Raw genomic sequence first — 19,927 nt, forward strand, 5'->3', positions numbered from 1 at the left:
CGGTGGCGCTTTGGCGGGCGGCCTGCTGCTGCCGGTGTACGGTGTCCGCGCCAAGGCGGCCGCGGCGCCGGCGGGCGCCGAGCGGGTCCTGGCACGGCCCGTACGCCCGCACCTGGTCCGTCCCGCCTCGCGCGGACTCGAGAAGGAAGAAGTGGAGACGCCGGGTGGTCAAGATCACTGATGTGGCGCGGCACGCCGGGGTCTCGCCGAGCACGGTCTCCTACGTGCTGAGCGGCAAGCGCTCGATCTCGGCCGGGACCCGGGAGCGGGTGCTGGCCAGCATCGCCGAGCTGGGCTACCGGCCGCACGCGGGCGCCCGCGCGCTGGCCAGCAGCCGGTCGAACGTGCTGGCGCTGGTGATCCCGCTGCGCAGCGGCATCCACGTCCCGGTGGTGATGCAGATCGCGGTGGCCGCGGTGACCGCGGCCCGCCGGCACGATCACGACGTGCTGCTGCTCACCCAGGAGGAGGGCGTGGAGGGGCTGCGCCGGGTGGCCGACAGCGCGCTGGTGGACGCGTTGATCGTGATGGACGTCCAGATGCGCGATCCGCGGCTGCCGATGCTGCGCGAGCTGGACCGGCCCAGCGTGCTGATCGGGTTCCCGGCCGACGCGGACGATCTGACCTGCATCGACCTGGACTTCCGGGCGGCGGGCGAGGCGTGCGCGGAGCGGCTGGCCGGGCTCGGGCACCGCTCGATCGCGCTGATCGGCTCGCCACCGGAGGTGTACGCCCGGCAGACCGGCTACGCCCAGCGGGTCGCCGAGGGGTTCCGCGCGGCGGTGCGGCGGCACGGGCTGACCGGCGAGGTGTACCCGTGCGAGGCCACCGCCGAGGCGGCCCGCGCGCTGGTGGGCCGGCTGCTGGCGGAGCGGCCGGGCCTCACCGGGGTCGTGGTGCACAACGAGCCGGTCATGGAGCCGGTGGTGCGGGCGTTCGGCGCGGCGGGACGGCGGGTCCCGGACGAGCTGTCGGTGGTGGCGATCTGCCCGGAGGACCTGGCCGAGCACGCCGATCCGCCGCTGACCTCGGTCGCCGTCCCGGCCGACGAGGTGGGCCGCCGGTCGGTGGAGCTGCTGATGGCCAAGCTCGGCGGGGAGCGGGTGCCCGCCGCGACCCTGCTGCCGCCCCGGCTCACCGCGCGCGCCAGCGACCGCTGAGCCGCAGGAGAGGAAAGGAGAGGAAAGGAGGGGAACCGGAGCGCCGTGAATCGAAGCGCTTCGATCATCGCCGTCATCGGGGGCTGGGTTTATGGAGGAGAAGTCGTGCTGCCTGACGAACGTCGACGTCCCCGCACAGATCACCCCGGGGCCCGGTACCGCCGGTTCGCGCGCCGGCCGCTCATCCCCGCGCTCGCCGCGGCCGCCCTGGCCGCCTCGCTGACCGCCGCGCCGGCCGCCGCCCGCGAGACCCACCCGTTCCAGAACCCGCGCCTGCCGGTCGGCGCCCGCGTCGACGACCTGCTCAAGCGGCTCACCCTGGACGAGAAGATCTCGCTGCTGCACCAGTACCAGCCCGCGATCCCCCGTCTGGGCATCAAGCGGTTCAAGACCGGCACCGAGGCCCTGCACGGGCTGGCCTGGTCGACCGACGTCAACTCCACCCCGAACCCGGGCGCGGTCCGTACCGCCACCGCGACCGTGTTCCCGCAGTCGGTCGGCCTGGGCGCCACCTGGAACCCCGACCTGATGAAGAAGGTCGGCTCGGCCGTCGGCACCGAGGCGCGCGGCTACAACAAGGAGAACTCCGACGTCTGGGGCCTGCAACTCTGGGCGCCCGTGGTCAACCTGCTGCGCGATCCGCGCTGGGGCCGCAACGAGGAGGGCTACTCCGAGGACGCCCTGCTCAGCGGCCTGCTCGCCACCGCGTACGGCAGGGGCATCCAGGGCGACGACCCGCGCCGCCTCAAGGCCGCGCCCGTCCTGAAGCACTACCTGGCCAACAACAACGAGATCCGGCGCGACCAGACCTCCTCCAGCCTGCGGCCGCGGGTGAAGAAGGAGTACGACGAGGTCCCGTTCAAGCTGCCGGTCTCGGCGGACGCGGCGACCGGGATCATGACCGCGTACAACCTGGTCAACGGCCGTCCCGCCACCGCCCACGCCGACGCCCGCGACGTCGTGCGCTCCTGGACGGACAGGACGCTCTTCAACGTCACCGACGCCGGCGGTCCCAACAACCTGGTCGGCTCGCAGAAGTACTACGGCACGCTGGCCGAGGCCGACGCCGCCACCCTCAAGGCGGGCGTGGACAGCTTCACCACCGACGACACCAAGTCCGAGATCACGATCGCCGCCGTGAAGGAGGCACTGGGCAAGGGCCTGCTGGCCGAACGGGACGTGGACACCGCCGTCCGGCACATCCTGGACCTGCGGGTGCGGCTGGGCGAGTTCGACCCGGGCGGCGGCCCGTACGGGAAGATCACCAAGGACGTGGTGGACGGCCCCGAGCACCGGCGGCTGGCCCGGCAGGCCGCCACCGAGCAGATGGTCCTGCTGAAGAACCAGGCGCTGCCGGGCAAGGCGGAGGCCCTTCCGCTGGACGCCGCCAAGACCGGCAAGGTCGCGGTCGTCGGTCCGCTCTCCGACACCCTCTACACCGACTGGTACTCCGGCGCGCTGCCGTACCGCGTCACGCCGCTGGACGGGATCAAGCGGCGGCTCGGCACGCACGGCACGGTCGCGGGCACCGAGGGCGTGGACCGGATCGCGCTCAAGGACCCCGGGACCGGCAAGTACGTCACCGGCGGCGCCGACGCCGACGGCGACCTCCTCAAGCTGTCATCGCCCACCGCGGACGCGACCGCCCAGTTCGACGTGTTCGATTGGGGCCAGGGCGTCATGACGCTGCGCAACGCCGCCAACGGCAAGACCGTCGGCCGCTACGTCAAGCCCGACGGGAGCTGGACCGACATGTTCGCCAACGACCAGGCGCAGCCGGCGGGCTGGTTCGTCCAGCAGATGTTCAAGCTGGAGCCCAGCGGCGACGGCTACCTCCTCCGGTACGCCGGGTACGAGAAGTCCGAGAGCTGGGCCGAGCCCGACAAGATCTACGCCAGGACCGCCGCCGACGGCACCCTCCTGCTGGGCACGAAGGAGGAGGCCACCACCTTCACCCGCGAGGTCGTCCGCAGCGGCGTGGACGAGGCCGTGAAGGCGGCGACGGGCGCCGACGCGGCGGTCGTCGTGGTCGGCAGCATGCCGTTCATCAACGGCCGCGAGAACCACGACCGGACGGCGACGGCGCTGGCCGAGGGGCAGTCCGAGCTGGTCAAGGCGGTGAGGAAGGCCAACCCGAACACGGTCGTGGTCGTCGAGAACAGCTACCCGACCACGCTGAACTGGGAGCAGGCGAACGTCCCGGCGATCCTGTGGTCCAGCCACGCGGGCGCCGAGACGGGGAACGCGCTGGCGTCGGTGCTGTTCGGCGACGCGAGCCCGTCCGGGCGCCTGCCGCAGACGTGGTACCGGTCGGACAAGGACCTGCCCGACATCCTCGACTACGACATCATCAAGTCCGACCGGACGTACCTGTACTTCAAGGGCGCGCCGCTCTACCCGTTCGGGCACGGGCTCTCCTACAGCACGTTCCAGTACGGCAAGCCGCGCGTCCAGAACAAGGGCGGCACGGTGACGGTGACCGTGCCCGTCACCAACACGGGCAAGGTCGCGGCCGATGAGGTGGTGCAGCTCTACACGCACCAGAAGACCTCCAGGGTGAAGCAGCCGGTGAAGCAGCTCCGCGCGTTCGAGAAGGTGCGCGTGGCCCCGGGACGCACCGCCGCCGTCACGCTCGACTTCCGCGTCTCCGACCTCGCCCACTGGGACGTGACCCGCAACAAGTGGACGGTCGAGAACTCCGAGCACGACGTCATGGTCGGCGCCTCGTCGTCCGACATCAGGCAGCGGGGCTCGCTGAGCGTGCGGGGCGAGACGGTGCCGGCGCGCGACCTCGCCAGGCCGACCCGCGCCGCCGACTTCGACGACCACCGGGGCGCCGAACTGGTCGACGAGACCAAGGCGAGCGGTGACGCGGTGGCCGCCGGGGCGGGCGGATGGATCAGGTTCGCGGGCGCCGATCTGCGCTCCGGCCTGCGCGGCGTCAAGGTGCGTGCGGCGAAGGAGAGCGCGGGCGGCACCACCGTCCAGGTGCGGCTCGGCGGGCCGGCGGGGCGGCTCGCGGGCACGGTGAACGTGCCGTCCACCGGCGACAGGTACGCCTACCGGGACCTCACCGCGGCCGTCAGCGGCGCGACCGGCCGCCAGGACGTCTACCTGGTGTTCGGCGGCGACGTGCGGCTGAGCTCCTTCTCCTTCACCCGGTAGGGGCGGCACAGGATGAAGAGGATCCTCATCGCGTTCCTGCTCGCCCTTACCATGATGTCGGTTCCACCGGCGGCCTCCGCTGAAGCGGCGAGCCGAATCACCTACGACAAGTACTCGCTCACCGTGGACGGACGCCGCGTACTGCTCTGGTCGGGGGAGCTCCACTACTTCCGGCTACCCAGCCCAGAGCTGTGGCGCGACGTCCTAGAGAAGATCAAGGCGGCCGGCTTCAACGGCGTCTCGCTCTACTTCAGCTGGGGCTACCACTCGCCCAGGCCAGGCGTGTACGACTTCAAAGGTGTCCGGGACGTGGACCGCCTGCTGCGCCTCACCGAAGAGCTCGGACTCTACGTGGTGGCCCGTCCGGGGCCGTACATCAACGCAGAGACGACCGGAGGCGGCTTTCCCGCCTGGCTGAAGAACGTGCCGGGGCGGGCCCGTTCCAGCGACCCCGGCTACACGAAGGCGTACCGGGAGTGGCTCGGTCACATCAACCCCATCATCGCCCGGCATCAGCTAACCCGAGGCGGCTCCGTCATCGCCTACAACGCGGAGAATGAATACGCCGCCAACACCGACGCCGCCTATATGGAGGACATCCAGCGGCAGGCACGGAACGCGGGCATCAACGTGCCCATCACCCACAACCAGTGCTGCGACGCGTCTTGGACCCCCACCTGGGCGACAGGACAGGGCGCCGTGCAAATTCCCGGAGTGGACGACTACCCGCAATCATTCGAATGCCGGGAGCCCGACACCTGGGGCACCTGGGGAGAAGGCGTGACCGAACGCCTGAGCCAGACGGCTCCCGCGTACGGGGCCGAATACCAGGCCGGGGCCATCGACCTTAACAACGCGGGCTACGAGAAGTGCCGCGAGCTGACCGGCCCGGCCTTCATGAAGGTCTACTACAAGTCGAACCTCATCGCCTCGGGTGCCACCATGTTCGGCTACTACATGGCATTCGGCGGCACCAATTGGGGACGTCTCGCCCAACCCAACGACGTTTACACCTCTTACGACTATGGCGCGCCCATAACGGAGAACCGGCAGCTCACAACGAAGTACGACGAGTTCAAGCGGCAGGGGCTGTTCGTCACCACGGTGACCCCGCTGACCAAGACCGACACTGCGACGGCACCTGTCTCGTCCAGCGCCGCCGTCCACACCGAGGCCCGAGCCAACCCTGACACTGGGACGCAGTTCGTTCTGGTACGCCACCCGGACCGCAAGACCAACGCCGACGAGACGTCCACGCTCACTTGGAACACCCCGGACGGAACGCACTCCGTACCTGTCCGGCTCAAGGGACGGGACGCGAAAATCCTCGTGGCGGGTTACGACATGGGCGGTCAGCGTCTCGCCCTGTCCACGTCGGAAATCCTCACGCACACCACTTCCGGCGGCCGTGACGTGGCCGTCCTTTATGGAACGGACGGCATCCCAGGAAAGACCGTCCTCCGGTATTCATCACGCCCCAAGGTGAGGGTTCTGGAAGGCGATGTACGGGCGTCGTACAGGAACGGCGACCTGAATCTCGATTACACGCACAGCGGTTTGGTGCGCGTCCTCATCACCGACGGCGGTCGCCGTCCTCTCCTGCTGTTGCTGGGAACCGATGCGGAGGCGGCGAAATTCTGGCGTTCCGGTGATGTGCTCCTGCGCGGCACAGACCTGGTGCGTTCGGCCCGGCTCAACGCTTCGACACTGGCTATACGGGCCGACACATCCAAGCCCGCCGACATCGAAGCCTTCACCACGGCCAAGCGCATCACGCTCAACCACCAGCACGTCCACACCCGGACTACACCGAGCGGCTCACTCCTGGGGAAAGCCCCGGGACCCAGACCCGTCCACGTCCCGCTCCTGAACGGCTGGCGCACCCGTACGGAGGCCCCCGAGGCGGACCCTGCCTACGACGACTCCCGCTGGACCGTCGCAGACAAGACCGCGACCATCAGCCCGATCAAACCCAAGACACTGCCCGTCCTGTACGCCGACGACTACGGCTACCACCACGGTCACGTCTGGTACAGGGGTCGCTTCAGGGCGACCGGCTCCGAAACGTCCGTCGACCTCAACGCCATTACCGGCAAAGGCGGCGTCTACCAGGTGTGGCTCAACGGCCGTTACCTGGGCTCGGCCGCGGGCGGCGAACAGAAGGACTCCGACGCCCCGGTCAACCCGGACCCAGGGCCCGGCAAGTTCTCCGTCCCGTCCGGCCTCCTCACGAAGGGCGAGCCGGCGGTCCTGTCCGTCCTGGTGGAGAACATGGGCCACAACGACGACTGGACGGCCGACGACTTACGCCACAAGCAACCCAGGGGCCTGGTCGGCGCCTCGGTCACCACGTCCCCGATCACCTGGCGGATCCAGGGCGGCACGGCCGACTCCGTCCGAGGCCCGCTCAACACCGGCGGCCTCCACGGCGAACGCGAAGGCTGGCATCTGCGCATGCCCTCAGGCCGGCCGGGCCTTCCGCCCATCGGGCCGGGGGTGTCCTGGTCGAGCACGGACTTCCGCCTCGGCCTGCCCAGCGATCAGGACGTCCCGCTGACCCTCCGCTTCGGCGGCGGAACCGGCCGGCATCGCGCCCTGATCTACCTGAACGGATGGAACGTCGGTGAGTACGTCTCCGGCGGCGTCCAGCGCGACTTCACCCTGCCCTCCGGAATCCTGCGAACGCGCGGTCCCAACACCCTCACCCTGGCCGTCATCGCCGAAGAGAAGTCGACCCTGGGGGAGCCGAGCCTGCGCCCGGTCGCCAACCACCGCACATCCCGTTAGGAGGAATGCAGCCGGCGGTGCAGCTCGCGCATCCGCTCCTCGAACCGCTGGACGGGACCCTCGACGACCACGCCGGGGGCGACCTCCTGGACCGGCAGCGGACGGACCGGCGACGGCGCCGCACCGAACTCCGCCCGCCAGGTCGTGAGCTGGGCCGAGGAGTGCGCGTACACGATCCGGCCCAGCCCGACCCAGGCGTGGGCGGCCGCGCACATCGGGCAATGCTCGCCCGAGGTGTAGACGGTCGCGGCCGCCCGCCCCTCCGCGGTCATGTTCGCCGCTGCCCAGCGCGCCAGCGCGAACTCCGGGTGCGCGGTCTCGTCGCCCTCGGAGACGATCCGGTTGTGGTCCTCGGCCAGGACGGTGCCGTCCCCGCCCACCAGTACGGACCCGAACGGCTCTTCCCCGGCTTCCAGCGCCTGCTCAGCCAGCTCGACGCACCGCTGGAGATGCCGGAGCGCAACCTCATCCACCATGGGCCTAGGTCCTACCACAACGCCGTGCCATGCTGGTAGAAGCCCCGTAGAGGGGGATCTCTCCATGAGACTTCTCTATCTCGCCTCAGTGCTCCTGGCTCTGCTGGTCCTGGGCGGTTGCACGGAAGGAACGGACTGGCAGCCCGTCGACCCGTCCAAGGCCGTGGTGTCGGCCGACGGAAGGTGCCTCGATCTGCGGTTCGAAACCGGCGTCGGCGACATCACCAAGGTACGGGTCACCGAGCTCGACGATCGAGTCATCATCGACCTGCGCGTTCGCTACCCGTCCGACAAAGCCCGCATCCTCATGGCGATCTCGTCGTCGAAGGCGGTGAGGCTGAAGGCGCCGCTGGGGGACCGCACCATCCGTGCGAAGAGCGGCGCGACCGTTCGGGTCGAGCGGCCCGGAGACTCGCCCTCCGGGAAGCCGCCGGTCGGCTACCCGGCCTGCGGCTCCCCGTCAAAGAGCTAGAAGGCCGTCGTGAAGTGGGTCGTCGCGGTCGGGGTGGTCAGGACGGCGTCGAACGCCTCGGGCACGGGCATGGCCATCTCGGCGCTCTGACTGCGGATGCCGCTGGGGGACGCGGTGCCGCGCGCGTGCCGGAGGTCGGTGAGCGTGATGGCGCCGCCCAGACCGGCGTCGATGAGAGCGGCCTCGACGCTGCCCGCGGTAGGCGGGGCCAGCGGTGTCTCGACGAGCGAGAAGCCGACCTCGGGACTTCCGTCGGGGTTCATCTCGGGGACGCTGTCCGCGGTGTGGGTCATCGCGATGGCGCGGTAGTCGTCGCCTAGCGCGTCCGCGAGGTAGTGGCCCATGACGAAGGCCAAGAGCTCGCCGTCGTACTCGGCGGGTGTCTTCTGGATGTGGTTGTTGTGGGCCGCCACCACGACGCGGGCGTCAGGTTCCAGGCGGTCCAGGTGCCAGAGCAGGGTGTCGGCCATGTAGCGGTCGCGCACCGAGGTGTCGGCCGGGAGACCGGTGCCGGTGAAGATGCCGTTCAGGGCGCCGACCATGTAGTCGGCGTGCCAGGCCGCCTCGATGTGGCGCAGGGCGACCTCGTAGCCCTGCCGGCCGCCGCGCTGGATGTAGAGCGGTTCGAGGGCGCGGGCACGCAGGATCAGGCGGCTCAGCGCCGCGGTCAGCGCGTTCTGGTCCGCCCGGTCGAAGTCCGCCCAGCGCGGGGCCGCCACGGCGACCGATCCGCCGGCGTACCGGTCGGAGATCTCCAGGGTCGTCCCCACGAGGGGCAGGGCCTCCGGGTCGACCTCGCGGAGGTAATCCGCCACCGGTTCCAGGGCGGGACGCAGCGTCCCTCCCGCCTGCGGGACGTCCACGCCCAGGAAGCGCAGCGGATGCGCGCTGGTCGTGTTGTGCCGCCGGAGCCAGCGGGCCAGTTCCCCGGTCACTCCGGACGAGGTGGTCCCGCCGAACCCGGCGAGGTCGGCCTCCTCGCCTTCGCCCCGCAGCCAGGGGTCGAGGGCCGTACCCTCGGCGAAGCCGAACTCGAAGGCAAGCGCGGTGAACCCGCAGCGTTCGGCGAGGAAACGCAGGATGCGGCGGCGGGCGGTGGTGAACTCGCGGACGAAGTGGCAGCCCTCGCCCAGGGCGACCACGCGGGCGTCGCCGATGATCTCGCGCAGCGGCTCCAGGTCGTCCAGCGGCGCCTCGGGGTCGAGGGTGTCCAGTGTGGCGCCGTTCGCGCGGATCCAGTCGGCGAGGCGAACGCGGGCATTGTTTTCAGGCATGGGAAAACCGCTCCAAGGTGAGTGCTGTCGTCGTCACAGGGGGAGCGCGGCCACGCGCGGCGCTCCTGGAGCGGGTCAGAGCAAGAGGCGGCAGAACGCCATGGTCGACACATTACCGGCCGCGGTACGCCTCGGTCAGCTGCGCCTCGGCGTCGTTCAGGTAGGACAGCAGTTCGCGCTCGGCGGCGTGCGACTCGCCCTGCGCGATCATGTCGGCCAGCAGCCTGTTGCGGGCCAGGTACGGCTCGTGGAACTCGCGCGGTGATCCCATCTCGTGGAACACCAGCCGCAGCTCGGCCAGGAGGGTGCGCATGGCCTCGTCCACCCGGGGGCTGCCGCACAGCGCGCCGACCGCCTGGTGGAAGTGGATGTCGGCGGTGCCGACCTGCGGCCAGTGCCCGGCCTCGGCGGCGCGCTCGCCCTCGACGACGGCGGCCTCGATGCGTTCCAGGGTCTCCGGCGGTGCGGCGGCGGCCTCCCGCACGCCCGCGCACTCCAGGATCCGCCGCACCCGGTAGAGGTCGGCCAGGTCGTCCACGCTCAGCCGGCGGACGAACACGCCGCTGTTGAAGCGGTGCTCCAGCAGCCGTTCCTGAACCAGCAGCCGGAACGCTTCGCGCAGCGTGTTGCGCGAGACCCGGGCGGCGCGGCACAGCTCGGCCTCCGGCAGCCGCTCGCCGGGGGCCAGCAGCCCGTCGGTGATCTGTTCGCGCAGCAGCCCGGCGACGCGGGCGGCGGTGCTCGACCGGTCGAGCTCGCCGCGCGCCGCCTCGATTCTGCCGATCCAGGTCTCCTGCGCGGGCATCGGTCTCCTTTCGGACAGGGATGGGACCAGCGTATCGCTGAACTTATCAATCCGAGGATTGCAGGATTGTTGAACGATATTTACTCTGCTGGGAAGCGTACCCTCCAAAAGAGGAGCGACATGACCGACCGCACTGCGCTCGACAAGCCGGCGGCGTCAGCGGCCGAATCCCATCGCGGCGCCCTGATCGGCGCGATGTTCCTGATGGCCACCAGCGCCATCGGACCCGGTTTCATCACCCAGACCACGGTCTTCACCGCCAAGCTCGGCGCCGCGTTCGCCTTCGCCATCCTCGTGTCGGTCCTGGTCGACATCGCGATCCAGCTCAACGTCTGGCGCGTGATCGGCATCTCCGGCCGCCGCGCCCAGGACCTCGGCAACAGCGTCGTGCCCGGCGCCGGCTACCTGCTGGCCGGGCTGGACATCATCGGCGGCCTCATCTTCAACATCGGCAACGTCGCCGGCACCGCGCTCGGCCTCAACGCCCTCCTCGGCCTGGACGTCAAGATCGGCGGGACGATCTCCGCGCTGGTCGCGATCGCGGTCTTCCTCAGCCGCCGCGCCGGGATCGCGATGGACCGGATCGTCATCGTGCTCGGCGTCGTCATGATCGGGATGACGCTGTACGTCGCGATCGTCTCCGCGCCCCCGATCGGCGACGCCCTCGTCCAGACGGTGGCGCCCGAGCAGGTGGAGTTCCTCACCATCACCACCCTGATCGGCGGCACCGTCGGCGGCTACATCACCTACGCGGGCGCGCACCGCATGATCGAGTCCGGGCTCACCGGCGCCGAGAACGTCAAGGGCATCACCCGCAGCTCCGTCGCCGGCATCCTCATCACCGGCGCGATGCGGGCGCTGCTGTTCCTGGCCGTCCTCGGCGTGGTCGCCGGTGGCGCCAAGCTGGCCGCCGCCAACCCCGCCCCTCCGCCTTCGAGCACGCCGCCGGGGAGGCCGGGCTGCGCGTCTTCGGCCTGATCATGTGGTCGGCCGCGATCACCTCGGTCATCGGCGCGTCCTACACCTCGGTGTCGTTCCTGGTCTCGTTCTCCTCCTGGATCGAGGCCAATCGCAACCGCCTGGTCGTCGCCTTCATCGCGCTGTCGACCGTCCTGTACCTGTCGCTCGGCACCACCCCGGTCAACCTGCTGATCCTGGCCGGCGCGCTGAACGGCCTGATCCTGCCCGTCGGCCTCGGCGTCGTGCTGTGGGTCGCCTGGCGCCGCCGCGACCTCCTCGGCGGCTACCGCTACCCGGCCTGGCTGCTGTCCCTGGGCGCCGCCGCCTGGGTCCTCACCCTCTACCTCAGCTGGGACTCGCTGACCAAGATCCCCGACCTCTGGAGCTAGGTGACGTCATGACCGACCGGCCCCTCGACCCCGCCGTCCTGACGCCCGACCAGGCCCGCGCCCTGTTCCGCGCCGGGCTGAGCGTGCCCACGGCGGGCTGGTGCGCGGGCCGTACCCAGGCCAACCTGATCGCCGTGCCGCGCGAGCACGCCTACGACTTCCTGCTGTTCGCCCAGCGCAACCCCAAACCCTGCCCCGTCCTGGACGTGACCGAGCCCGGAGCCGTCTCGACCCGCGTGTTCGCCGGCGACCTCCGCACCGACCTGCCCGCCTACGTCGTCTACGAGCATGGCGAGCCGGTCGCGGAGGTCGCCGACGCCACCGAATACTGGCGCGACGACCTGGTCGCCTTCCTCATCGGCTGCAGCTTCACCTTCGAGAACGCCCTCCTCGGGGCGGGCGTCCCCGTCCGCCACATCGAGCAGGGCCGCAACGTCCCCATGTACCGGACGAGCCGCCCCTGCCGCCGCGCCGGAGCCATCGGCGGCCCGCTGGTGGTGTCCATGCGCCCGATCCCCGCCGAACAGGTCGCCGACGCCGTCCGCGTCACCGCCCGCTACCCGTCCGTGCACGGCGCACCCGTGCACGTGGGCGACCCGTCCGAACTCGGCATCGCCGACCTCGACGCCCCCGACTTCGGCGACCCCGTCGACGTGCGCCTCGGCGAGGTCCCCGTCTTCTGGGCCTGCGGCGTCACCCCGCAGGCCGCCGTGATGGCCTCCCGCCCCAAGTTCGCCATCGGCCACGCCCCCGGCCACATGGCCATCACCGACGCCCGCGATTGCGACTACATCGTCCCGTGACCTACCGGCTCAGCGCCGCAAGGTCGACCAGCACCTCCGAAACGATCAGCGGGTCGAGGTCGCCGAGGTGCGGTGCGTGCGGATCCTGCTCGTCGTTCCACCACCACTTGCCGAGGTCGGTGACGACCTGCACGCGCCGGATCCTCAGCTCGGGGAAGCTGTCGGGCTCGCCCGCCACGATCCCCGGATCGAGCTCCACGGCGACGTGGAGCTTCTCGTCGACCGGCCGGAAGATCCCCGGCTCGACCCCGCTCTCCTGCGGGTAGGCCCGTTCCCAGCCCCGCTTCGCCAACCGGAGCACCGCACCGAACGGGACGGTGCGGCCTTCGAACCGGACCAGCCGCCGTGCGTCCCGCTCCTCCGCGTCCAGTACCGCCACAGGACGCGCGAGCTGCGGGAACGGCTGCAGGATCGCGTAGTCGGCGAACACCTCCGACCACGCCGGGACGTCGAGGTGCAGCGGATGCGCGACGCCGACCGACGCGTCCTCGGGCAGCGTGTACGCGTCGTCCTCGACGGTGGCGAACGAGCCGTCCTCGGCGACGCGGAACGCGTCCGCACCGGCCGTCCAGACCAGCCGCTGCGCCAGATGCCGTACCAGCGGGTGCGTCACCACGAACGCTTGGAACTCGTCGGCCGTCCAGCGGCGGCTCGTCACCATCGCGCTCTCCAGCCGGAGGATCCGGTCGGCGGCGATGGTGCGGACGTCCTTCTTCATGGCGGTGAAGCGCCGGTGGGCGGCCGGTGCCAGCTCGGGGTCGTCCTTCACACCGGGCTTGGGGAGCGTCTTGCGCCGCTTGCCGTCCTCGTCCGTCACGAACGGCCTGAGCTGTTCGTCGAAGCCGACCACGAACCGCCGCGGCCCGTAGTCCAGCGTCAGCGTCCCGCCGGCGTCCAGGCCGAGGTCCGGTACGAGGCGGTCGGCGAGCTGATCCTCTGTGAGCCCGCGCATCCGTGCCGCGTCCAGCAGCGCCAGCCGCGCGTCCTCGCGCGCCCCGCCGGGGAACGACCGGCGCGTCATGAGGTTCAACTGGACGAGGGCGGAGTCGGTGCCGATCTTCGCCAGGACGTCCTCGACCACTTGGGCGGCCTTGAGGTGCTTCCGCGCCGAGACCCACTCCCGGACCAGCGGCGCCGCCCGCAGCGCCGTCCCATCGTCGCCTAGCTCGCCCAGCTGGGTCAGCACCCAGGCGTGCCCGTTCGGCTCGCCCGCCGCCCGCCACGACTCGAAGATCGCCCAAGCGAATTCCGGGAGCCCCTCGCACGCCGTCCGGATCGCCTCCCGCCCTGGCAGCGCCGTCTCCGCCGACAGCATCAGCAACCCCACGAGGTTATGGACCGCGGCGTCGTCCAGGTCGCCCGCCGTCGTCGCCGGACGGGGGAGCGTCGCCACGTCCAACCACTTCGGAATCCTCGGCGCCTTCACCGGCACGGCGGGGGCGCCGGCGTCCACCAGCGTTGACACCGCGTCGGCGGCCTGGTCACCGTGCACGCGAACGGCCTTGACGACCGCGTCCCGGCCGTACTCCTGTGCGATCAGCCGCAGCCCGGCCACGGCCTTGTCCCGCGCCGCGCGCCGCCTGCCGACCGCGTCGGGCACGAGGTGGGGAACGGCGTCCAGGCCGTGCCGCAGCAGCCACTCGCGAGCGACCTCGTTGGCCGCCTTGAGCCGGACGAACCAGTCCACCATCACCTGCGCGACCTCGACGTCGAGGTAGGGGAGCAGCGACTCGCCATAGTCCGCGGGCCGCCGTTTGGCGGCCCGGAACACCAGATCGCGCACCCGCACGCCGTAGCGGCCCACCAGCGGCTTGAGCTCGTAATCATCGAGGTCGTACAGCTTGATGCCCTGCCACCTCGAGGGCTCTTCGGCCCGCTCCAGGAACAACGGAAGAAGGTCGGCGAACGCCCGCTCCGGCCCGAACACCAGTTGCTTCGCCTGGTGCGCGAAGTCCGTCTCCCCAGACAGGAACCGCGCCCGCGCCCCGTCCCAGAACGGATCATCGTCCGGGTAGTGCACGAACACCATGAGGCCGGCCATCCTGATCCACCGCTCCTGTTCGCCTTCCTTCCAGGAGAGCGGACCGGGTGCGGGAGGTGTCAGCCCCGGTATGGCGATCGGTGCGGACTCGTTCTCCGGCGCCCTCGCCCACGGCGGATCGACGAGCACGTCCGGAACGGCGCGGAGAAGATCATTCATGCGCCCACACTGTAGGCGCGCCCGCCGACAAGCGTCTCGGTTCAGGGTGGGGTGCCGATGCTCGGGGTGACGTTGTTCGGACGGGGGTCATGACTCGTTGACGGGGAGGGGCGGCGCGAAGGTCCAGCCTTTTTCCAAGAGGGCGTCTACCGCGGCGGTGGCTTGGGTCAGGCGGGATTCGTGCGGGCCGGTGACGGTGATGTGGGGGAGGGCACGGCGTTCCAGTTCGTCGTGGAAGCGGGCCGACATCCAGGCGCGGATGGATTCGCCGTCTCGCCAGCCGTCCTGTTCGAACGGGATGCCGGACGGGTCGGTGACGATCCACAGGTGGTGGCGATCGTTGTGCCGGTGGAACGTCTCGGGCGCGGGCTCGTCCAGGTAGCGCTCGTACCAGAGGGCTGTGGCGAACGCGTCGGTGTCGCAGACCAGGACGGGTGAGCCGGTACGGGCCGCGGCGTCTTCCAGGGCCAAATGGCGTTCGGCGATCAGGGTGAAGTCGGCGGGCGTCCAGGTGAGGTCGTCCAGCCAGAGGGACGGGTCGTTCGCGGCGCGGCGGGCGGCGGCGAGTTTCTCCTCGGTGTGGGTGCGGCCGTACTCGGGGACGCAGCGGGTCGCGGTCCAGGCGCCGCCGCGTGAGGCCAGGTGCGCGGCCAGGGCGCGGGCGAGGGTCGTGGTGCCGGTCGACTCGGCGCCGACGATGACGACGCGGCGGGCGAGGTGGCCGCGGACCGGCGGGGAGAGGAACGGCCAGCCGGCGATCGGGTCGTCGCGGACGGCGGTGCCGCTGACGGGGAAGCGGCCGCGGTGCGGGTCGACGGGGACGTGCCCGGCGTCGAGGCGGCGGGCCAGTTCGGGGCCGTAGGCCTCGGAGGAGAAGACGGCGTCGACCGGGGCGGAGAGGCCGCCGCGGAACGCGGTGACGTGCGCGTCCCAGGCGTCCTCGGATCCGTAGTCGACCTCGTGGTCGTCCACCACCGGGACGATCTCCACGTGCGGCTGCGGGTGGGTCTCGCGGAGCCAGGCGGTGCGCAGGGCGAGGGGGATGCTCTCCACGGTGGACGCGGCGACGATGACGGTGAGCCGGTCGCAGGCCGCGGCGGCGGTGTCGATGAGGTGGTGGTGGCCGGCGTGCGGCGGGTAGAACTTGCCGATCACCAGCCCGTGCCGGTGCGTCATGCGGGCGCCGGGGCGGCCTGGGCGCGCAGGTCGTCGCGCCAGGCGTTCAGGCCGAGGACGCACAGCGTCAGGAAGATGATGTAGAGCGCGCTGGTGAGCTTCAGGTCCTTGTGGAAGTAGAGCGGGATGTAGACCAGGTCCGCGGTGATCCAGATCCACCAGGATTCCAGCAGCTTGCGGGACTGGCCGTAGATCGCCATCAGGGACAGGGCGGTGGTGAGGGCGTCCCAGAACGGGACGGTGGAGTCGGTCCAGGCCGTCAGCGTCCAGGTGAGCAGCGCGGTGGTGGCGGCGCCCGCGGCGGCGAGGGCGATCCAGGTGTCGCGGGACGTGCGGGTGACCGGCAGGTCGTCGCGGCCCTCGCCGCCGTACAGCCAGACCCACCAGCCGTAGGACTGCAGCGCGATGTAGACGATCTGGAGACCGGCGTCGGCGTACAGTCCGCCGTCCAGGAAGACCAGGCCGAGCAGGATCACGTTGGCGATGCCGATCGGCCAGTTGAGGATGTTCTGCCGGACGACGAGCCAGACGTTGACCGCGCCGGTGGCGAAGCCGAGCAGCTCGGCCCAGGTGGTGGGGACCGTTCCAAAGTGGAAGGCGGGCTGGAGCAGCGGGCCGAGCAGATCGTGCAGCGTCATGGACGGCTCCCGGGGGTCTTAAATCGTCAGAGAGACGATAACAGTCACCCGCCGTTCGCCAGCGCGGCCCTGTGCAGGACGTTGGCCGCCAGGCGCATGTGGGCCGCGTCGACGAGGCGGCCGTCGCGGCCGATCGCGCCCGTGCCTTCGGCGGTCGCGCCCTCGTAGACCTCCATCGCCTCCTTGGCCTCGGCGACCTCCTCGGGCGTCGGCGCGAAGACCTCGTTGGCGATGGGCACCTGGTCGGGGTGGATGGCCCATTTGCCGTCGAACCCCAGCAGTCCGGCGTGCACGGCGGCCCTGCGGTACCCCTCGACGTCCTTGTACGCCGGGTAGGGCGCGTCGATGGCGTCGATCCCGGCCGTGCGGGCGGCGGTCAGCACCTGGACCCGCGCGAAGTGCCAGAAGTCGCCGGGGTAGTCGCCGACCGGGTCGAAGTTGCCGTCCACCCTGGCGTGCATCGACGCGGACAGGTCGCCCGCGCCGAAGATGATCGCCTCCGTCCGGGGGCTCGCGCGGGCGATCCGGGTCGCGTTCGCGAGCCCCTCCGCCTCCTCGATGAGCACCTCGAGACCGATCCGCTTCGGCAGCCGCAGCTTGTCCTCCAGCTGGGTCAGCAGGACGTCGACCCACCAGACGTCGCGGGCCGTCCGCGCCTTCGGGACGATGATCACGTCGAGCGCCTCGCGGGCCCCGGTGACGACCTCGATGATGTCGTCGTGGCACCAGGACGTGTCGAGCCCGTTGACGCGGACGGCGCGCACCGTGCGCCCCCAGTCCAGCCCGGTCAGCGCGTCGACGGCGATGCCGCGCGCCCGCTCCTTCATGGGCGGGGCGCAGGCGTCCTCCAGGTCGAGGAAGACCAGGTCCGCGCCGGAGCCCGCCGCCTTCTCGCACATGCGCTCGTTGCTCGCCGGCGTCGCCAGCTCGGACCGGCGCGCTCGCGGCTCGCCCATCAGATGACCCCTTCCGTCCGCAGCCGCCCGATCTCGTCCGGGCCGAGGCCGAGCAGCTCTCCGTACACGTGGTCGTTGTCGGCGCCGAGCGGGCGGCCGAGGTGCCGGACCCGCCCCGGCGTCTCGCTGAGCCGGGCCACCGGCGCCTGCACCGTCACCCGGCCGAAGTCCGCGTCGTCCACCGGCAGGAACATGCCGCGGGCGCGCAGGTGGTCGTCCGCCAGCAGCCCCGGCGCGTCGTACACGGGTGCGGCGGTCACCTCGGCCGCCTCGAAGACCTTCATGGCCTCGTCGAGGGTCCGCCGCGCGACCCAGTCGGCGACCAGCCCGTCGACCTCCACCGCGCGCTCCTGCCGCCGGACGGGGTCGACGTAGTCGGGGTGCTCCGCCAGGTCGGGGCGCCCGATGGCGCGGAAGACCCGCACCGCGATGCTCGGCGACGCGCTCGATATCGCCAGCCATCCGCCGTCCGAGGTGCGGTAGGCGTTGCGCGGGGCGCTGGCGTCGAGCCGGTTGCCGATCCGGCCCTTGACGATCCCCAGCTGGTCGTAGGCCAGCGTCGACGATTCCAGCAGCCGGGACAGCGGCTCGATGAGGTTGACGTCCACCAGCTGGCCGCCCCCGCCGTGCACGTCGCGGTGGTAGAGCGCCATCATGACCGCGTACGTCGCCGCCATGCCGGCGACGCCGTCGGCCAGCATGAACGGCGGAAGCGTCGGCGGCCCGTCGGGCTGGCCGGTCGTGTGGGCGAAGCCGCTCATCGCCTCGGCGAGCGTTCCGTACCCGGGCCGGTCGCTCTTGGGGCCGCCCCGCCCGTACCCGCTGATGTGGGCGTACACGATGTGCGGATGCGCGGCGTGCACCGCCTCGTAGTCGATCCCCCAGCGCTCCAGCGCGCTCGGCCGGTTGCCGACGACGAGCACGTCGCCGGCGTCCAGCAGCCGGTGGAGCAGCTCCTGGCCGGCGGGCCTGCGGAGGTCGAGGGTCACGCACTTCTTGTTCCGGCTGATGCTCTTCCACACCAGGCCGATCCCGTCCCGGCGGTCGCCCCAGGTGCGCATGGGGTCTCCGGTGCCCGGCTGCTCGATCTTGATGACCTCCGCGCCGAACTCGCCGAGCCCGGTGGCCACGATCGGGCCCGCCGCGAGGGTGGCCGCCTCGATGACGCGCAGGCCGTGCAGCGGCCCCTGCGGGTCAGGCATCCCGGCTCTCCGCGGGAGCCAGTGAGATGGACTTCGACTCCAGGTAGCCGGAAATGCCCTCGGGGCCGAGTTCGCGCCCGATGCCGCTGGCCTTCATGCCGCCGAACGGCGCGGCGGGGTCCATCATGTACGGCTGGTTGATCCCGAAGGTCCCGGTGCGGACGCCGCGGGCCACCCGCAGCCCGCGGTCGGCGTCCGCGGTCCAGACGGAGCCGGACAGCCCGTAGTCGGAGTCGTTGGCGATCCGGACGGCCTCCTCCTCGCCGTCGTAGGCGATGACGGACAGGACCGGGCCGAAGATCTCTTCTTGGGCGATCCGCATGCGGTTGTCGACGTCCGCGAACAGGGTCGGCCGGATGTACCAGCCGTGGCCGAGCCCGTCCGGCTGTGCGGCGCCGCCGGCGACGAGCCTGGCCCCCGCCCGCACCCCGTCGTCGATGTAGCCCCGGACGCGGTCCTGCTGGCGCCGTGCGACGAGCGGGCCGATCTCGGTGGCCGGATCGCCGGGGTCGCCGACCTGGAGCGCCGTCACCATGCCCTCCAGCGCGGCGACGTACTCGTCGTGCCGGGCGGCCGGGACGAGGACGCGGGTCTGCGCGACGCAGGCCTGGCCGTTGTTCATCAGGCCCGCCACCTTGATCCCTTCGGCGACGGCGGCGGGGTCGGCGTCGTCGAGCACGACGGCGGCCGACTTCCCGCCGAGCTCCAGGCTCACCCGCTTGAGCGCGGAGCCGCAGGCCGCGGCGACCTCGCGGCCGGCCGCCGTGGAGCCGGTGAAGGACACCTTGTCGACGCCGGGGTGGGACACCAGGTGGCGGCCCACGTCGGTGCTCGCGGGCAGGATGCTGACGACGCCCCGCGGCAGCCCGGCCTCCTCGACGAGTTCGGCGAGCAGGAGCGCGTCCAGGGGCGTCTCCGGCGACGGCTTGACGACGACCGTGCACCCGGCGAGCAGGGCGGGCGCGATCTTCCCGATGAGCAGGAACTGCGGCATGTTCCAGGGGACGATCCCTGCGACGACGCCGACCGGCTCCTTGCGGACGAGCACGTCCTGGCCGTAGTGCCCGGGGCGCGCCCGCTCCCAGTCGATCGTGCCGGCGATGTCGGCGAAGGCGTTGAGCAGCACCATCGGCAGCGTCGCCTGAGAGAACTTGGCGAAGCTGATGGGGGAGCCCATCTCCTTCGTGATGAGCTCGGCCATCTCCTTGCGGCGCCCGCGGTAGATCCCGGCGAGCCTGCGGATGGCTTCGACCCGCTCGGCGGGGTCGAGCCGGGGCCACGGGCCCTCGTCGAACGCGGTGCGCGCCATCGCCACGGCCCGGTCGGCGTCCGCCGGGGCCGCGCCGGCGACGGTGGCCACGACCTCCTCGGTGTGCGGTGAGACGACCTCGATGACGCGGTCGGTGCTGGGGGCGGCCCACTCCCCGCCGATGAACAGCCGTTTCCGATCCACTCTGCTGCCTT

General features: G+C 71.3%; 15 protein-coding genes and 1 pseudogene. 7 read left to right on the forward strand and 9 right to left on the reverse strand.

Translation table 11 applies throughout. From position 1 onward, the window contains the following. The first annotated feature begins 10 nt into the window (after positions 1-10). The 4 genes from ABD340_RS13255 (at position 11) to ABD340_RS13270 (ending at position 7,112) form a co-directional block, all read left to right on the forward strand. Positions 11-181 (forward strand): hypothetical protein, encoded by a 171-nt coding sequence (locus ABD340_RS13255; protein WP_344589173.1) that lies wholly within the window; start codon positions 11-13, stop codon positions 179-181. Beyond that, the gene (locus tag ABD340_RS13260) at positions 165-1,160 is read left to right on the forward strand and encodes a LacI family DNA-binding transcriptional regulator (protein ID WP_344589174.1); all 996 of its coding nucleotides are present in this window, start codon (positions 165-167) and stop codon (positions 1,158-1,160) included. Before ABD340_RS13255 ends, ABD340_RS13260 begins: the two co-directional genes overlap by 17 nt. A gap of 105 nt (positions 1,161-1,265) precedes the next feature. Then, a complete protein-coding gene (locus ABD340_RS13265) occupies positions 1,266-4,325 on the forward strand; it encodes a glycoside hydrolase family 3 protein (RefSeq protein WP_344589175.1) in 3,060 nt (1,019 codons plus the stop codon). A gap of 12 nt (positions 4,326-4,337) precedes the next feature. Then, on the forward strand, positions 4,338-7,112 hold the full coding sequence (locus tag ABD340_RS13270) for a beta-galactosidase (RefSeq protein WP_344589176.1): 2,775 nt from the start codon (positions 4,338-4,340) through the stop codon (positions 7,110-7,112). Here ABD340_RS13270 and ABD340_RS13275 read toward each other — a convergent pair. Next, the gene (locus ABD340_RS13275) at positions 7,109-7,588 is read right to left on the reverse strand and encodes a nucleoside deaminase (RefSeq protein ID WP_344589177.1); all 480 of its coding nucleotides are present in this window, start codon (positions 7,586-7,588) and stop codon (positions 7,109-7,111) included. The genes ABD340_RS13270 and ABD340_RS13275 overlap by 4 nt on opposite strands. Before the next feature lie 64 nt (positions 7,589-7,652). Between ABD340_RS13275 and ABD340_RS13280 the strand changes: the two genes are divergently transcribed. Then, on the forward strand, positions 7,653-8,060 hold the full coding sequence (locus ABD340_RS13280) for a hypothetical protein (protein ID WP_344589178.1): 408 nt from the start codon (positions 7,653-7,655) through the stop codon (positions 8,058-8,060). Here ABD340_RS13280 and ABD340_RS13285 read toward each other — a convergent pair. Continuing rightward, on the reverse strand, positions 8,057-9,334 hold the full coding sequence (locus ABD340_RS13285; RefSeq protein WP_344589179.1) for an erythromycin esterase family protein: 1,278 nt from the start codon (positions 9,332-9,334) through the stop codon (positions 8,057-8,059). The genes ABD340_RS13280 and ABD340_RS13285 overlap by 4 nt on opposite strands. Positions 9,335-9,446: 112 nt before the next feature. After that, entirely contained in the window at positions 9,447-10,139 is a 693-nt protein-coding gene (locus ABD340_RS13290; RefSeq protein ID WP_344589181.1) for a GntR family transcriptional regulator, read from the reverse strand. 120 nt (positions 10,140-10,259) lie between these two features. Here ABD340_RS13290 and ABD340_RS13295 point away from each other — a divergent pair. Then, positions 10,260-11,488 (forward strand): annotated as a pseudogene (locus ABD340_RS13295) (NRAMP family divalent metal transporter). An 8-nt stretch (positions 11,489-11,496) separates the two neighbouring features. Further along, on the forward strand, positions 11,497-12,291 hold the full coding sequence (locus ABD340_RS13300; RefSeq protein WP_344589183.1) for a putative hydro-lyase: 795 nt from the start codon (positions 11,497-11,499) through the stop codon (positions 12,289-12,291). Position 12,292: 1 nt separating this feature from the next. Here the strand turns inward: ABD340_RS13300 and ABD340_RS13305 are convergent, their stop codons facing one another. The 6 genes from ABD340_RS13305 to ABD340_RS13330 form a co-directional block, all read right to left on the reverse strand. Continuing rightward, entirely contained in the window at positions 12,293-14,491 is a 2,199-nt protein-coding gene (locus tag ABD340_RS13305; RefSeq protein ID WP_344589185.1) for a DUF4132 domain-containing protein, read from the reverse strand. Between the two features lie 87 nt (positions 14,492-14,578). Beyond that, positions 14,579-15,667: an AAA family ATPase gene (locus ABD340_RS13310; RefSeq protein ID WP_344589187.1), complete on the reverse strand. Its 1,089-nt coding sequence runs from the start codon at positions 15,665-15,667 to the stop codon at positions 14,579-14,581. Continuing rightward, positions 15,664-16,305: a nicotinamide riboside transporter PnuC gene (gene pnuC / locus ABD340_RS13315; RefSeq protein ID WP_344589188.1), complete on the reverse strand. Its 642-nt coding sequence runs from the start codon at positions 16,303-16,305 to the stop codon at positions 15,664-15,666. The genes ABD340_RS13310 and pnuC overlap by 4 nt, the downstream gene beginning before the upstream one ends. A 44-nt stretch (positions 16,306-16,349) precedes the next feature. Then, positions 16,350-17,261 carry an HpcH/HpaI aldolase/citrate lyase family protein gene (locus ABD340_RS13320; RefSeq protein ID WP_344589189.1) on the reverse strand — a complete coding sequence of 304 codons (912 nt, stop codon included), beginning with the start codon at positions 17,259-17,261 and terminating at the stop codon, positions 16,350-16,352. Next, positions 17,261-18,463, reverse strand: a complete 1,203-nt coding sequence (locus ABD340_RS13325) for a CaiB/BaiF CoA transferase family protein (RefSeq protein WP_344589190.1) — start codon at positions 18,461-18,463, stop codon at positions 17,261-17,263. The genes ABD340_RS13320 and ABD340_RS13325 overlap by 1 nt, the downstream gene beginning before the upstream one ends. Then, on the reverse strand, positions 18,456-19,916 hold the full coding sequence (locus ABD340_RS13330) for an aldehyde dehydrogenase (protein WP_344589191.1): 1,461 nt from the start codon (positions 19,914-19,916) through the stop codon (positions 18,456-18,458). Before ABD340_RS13330 ends, ABD340_RS13325 begins: the two co-directional genes overlap by 8 nt. Positions 19,917-19,927: the final 11 nt, after the last annotated feature.

The organism is Actinomadura vinacea, from assembly GCF_039532545.1.
In the GTDB taxonomy this organism is placed as follows: domain Bacteria; phylum Actinomycetota; class Actinomycetes; order Streptosporangiales; family Streptosporangiaceae; genus Spirillospora; species Spirillospora vinacea.

Coding starts and splice junctions, on each gene's coding strand:
- ABD340_RS13270 (WP_344589176.1), top strand. CDS start 4,338: ATGAAGAGGATCCTCATCGCGTTCCTGCTCGCCCTTACCATGATGTCG.
- ABD340_RS13275 (WP_344589177.1), bottom strand. CDS start 7,588: ATGGTGGATGAGGTTGCGCTCCGGCATCTCCAGCGGTGCGTCGAGCTG.
- ABD340_RS13280 (WP_344589178.1), top strand. CDS start 7,653: ATGAGACTTCTCTATCTCGCCTCAGTGCTCCTGGCTCTGCTGGTCCTG.
- ABD340_RS13285 (WP_344589179.1), bottom strand. CDS start 9,334: ATGCCTGAAAACAATGCCCGCGTTCGCCTCGCCGACTGGATCCGCGCG.
- ABD340_RS13290 (WP_344589181.1), bottom strand. CDS start 10,139: ATGCCCGCGCAGGAGACCTGGATCGGCAGAATCGAGGCGGCGCGCGGC.
- ABD340_RS13300 (WP_344589183.1), top strand. CDS start 11,497: ATGACCGACCGGCCCCTCGACCCCGCCGTCCTGACGCCCGACCAGGCC.
- ABD340_RS13305 (WP_344589185.1), bottom strand. CDS start 14,491: ATGAATGATCTTCTCCGCGCCGTTCCGGACGTGCTCGTCGATCCGCCG.
- ABD340_RS13310 (WP_344589187.1), bottom strand. CDS start 15,667: ATGACGCACCGGCACGGGCTGGTGATCGGCAAGTTCTACCCGCCGCAC.
- pnuC (WP_344589188.1), bottom strand. CDS start 16,305: ATGACGCTGCACGATCTGCTCGGCCCGCTGCTCCAGCCCGCCTTCCAC.
- ABD340_RS13320 (WP_344589189.1), bottom strand. CDS start 17,261: ATGGGCGAGCCGCGAGCGCGCCGGTCCGAGCTGGCGACGCCGGCGAGC.
- ABD340_RS13325 (WP_344589190.1), bottom strand. CDS start 18,463: ATGCCTGACCCGCAGGGGCCGCTGCACGGCCTGCGCGTCATCGAGGCG.